Origin of the sequence: Brucella pecoris (genome assembly GCF_006376675.1) — a bacterium.
GTDB lineage: Bacteria > Pseudomonadota > Alphaproteobacteria > Rhizobiales > Rhizobiaceae > Brucella > Brucella pecoris.
Map to the genome: position 1 here is coordinate 1 of NZ_VEWK01000052.1, position 1,499 is coordinate 1,499.

A 1,499-nucleotide genomic window follows, 5' to 3' on the forward strand; every position below is an offset into this window, starting at 1 on the left:
TTATCGGAGGTGAAATGTACGAGGCACTTGTACGTGCTGTAAAACAATGGTATCAATGGCGTACGATCAATTTCGGAGGTCCCGATGCCCCAGACAAGCTACAAGATCAGCGAAGCCCGCAAGAATTTCGCCGAAGTCCTCGATCGCGCCAACCAGGGCGAAGAGATCGTCATCATGCGTGGCAACGAAGTTTACGCCCGCATCGGTCCAGCAGCGGACGGTGGCAAGCGCCCTTTTGGCCTGTTGCGCCATCGTGGCCTGCCCGACAACCTGTTCGATACAGTTGATGCAGAGCAGGCGGCGATCGATGCCGGAGACTGGAATGATGATACCGGCGTCTGGCAAGGCAAATCCAACAATAGCGAAAACACGCAATGAAAATCCTGCTCGACAGCCACGCCGTCTACTGGTGGACAATCGGTAGTGATCGCCTGTCCACGAAGGCACGATCGCTGATCGAGGACAAGGCAAATGCTATCCTCGTCAGTGCGGTCACGTTCTATGAGCTGGACAACAAGATGCGCCTGAACAAGCTTGATCTCAAGCCCCAGGAACTGCGGGCAGCCGTCACGGAAAGCGGCCTGCAAACACTAGCCATCACCGATCTGCATGCCGAACTTGCAGCAAATTTTGATTGGGAACATCGCGATCCGTGGGACCGGATTCTTGCCGCTCAGGCGCGGCTTGAGCACTGCACTTTCATCTCGACGGATCTGGCGTTCGACGCGATTCTGCATGAGCGCGTCTGGTAAGGGCAGTGGTGGTGAAGGTATTCGTGGACATTGCCGAGGCAGCGGAGCGATTTGACGAACTGATTGACTTCGTTTTGCGCGATGACGAGGTTGTCATCTGTCGAGCTGACGATCCTATTGCCGCGATCGTGCCAATTTCGCAGAACGGCCAGGGCACATGGGATGAAGTCTGGGCGCTGGCGCTTAAGGGAAGGCCTGCAAACACGCACCAGACTTCGAACCACGATGAACTATATGACGAGAACGGACTGCCGAAATGAGCAGCTCGTCGTCAGGTTCGATTGAAAAACGCACCGAGACTTTAGATACGATAGCGGCTGTTCTGCCGCTGAACCGCCGCGACAGGCTCGCCGGGCTATTGACCGATCAGGATATCGAGACGCTGCGCCACCTGGTCAATGAAGGCATGGGCGAAAACACGCTGCGCGCGCTGACCTCGGATCTGGCCTATCTTGAAGCCTGGTCGCTGGCTGCAACCGGCAATCCCCTCCCCTTCCCGGCGCCGGAAGCCCTGCTCCTGAAATTCATCGCCCATCATTTATGGCGGCCGCAGCAACGCGAGATCGAACCTGATCACGGCATGCCGGCCGACGTGGAAGAGGAATTGCGCCAACAAGGTTTTCTGCGCGTGTCGGGACCGCATGCGCCGGCCACTGTCCGTCGTCGGCTTGCCAACTGGTCGACGCTGACCCGCTGGCGCGGTCTGGAAGGATCGTTTTCATCGCCGTCCGTCAAATCGGCCATCCG

At 57.6% G+C, this 1,499-nt stretch carries 3 protein-coding genes and 1 pseudogene; all 4 read left to right on the plus strand.

Annotated elements, in window-relative coordinates; all coding sequences use genetic code 11:
• Window positions 1-84: 84 nt before the first annotated feature.
• Window positions 85-378: a type II toxin-antitoxin system Phd/YefM family antitoxin gene (locus FIB18_RS24610; RefSeq protein WP_024897005.1), complete on the plus strand. Its 294-nt coding sequence runs from the start codon at window positions 85-87 to the stop codon at window positions 376-378.
• Window positions 375-752, plus strand: a complete 378-nt coding sequence (locus tag FIB18_RS24615; protein ID WP_006469785.1) for a type II toxin-antitoxin system VapC family toxin — start codon at window positions 375-377, stop codon at window positions 750-752. Before FIB18_RS24610 ends, FIB18_RS24615 begins: the two co-directional genes overlap by 4 nt.
• A gap of 11 nt (window positions 753-763) precedes the next feature.
• Complete coding sequence (locus FIB18_RS24620) at window positions 764-1,012, plus strand: type II toxin-antitoxin system Phd/YefM family antitoxin (protein ID WP_235894976.1); 249 nt, start codon at window positions 764-766, stop codon at window positions 1,010-1,012.
• Window positions 1,009-1,499, plus strand: a pseudogene (locus FIB18_RS24625) (integrase); the annotation flags it as partial. The gene FIB18_RS24620 and the pseudogene FIB18_RS24625, both read left to right, overlap by 4 nt.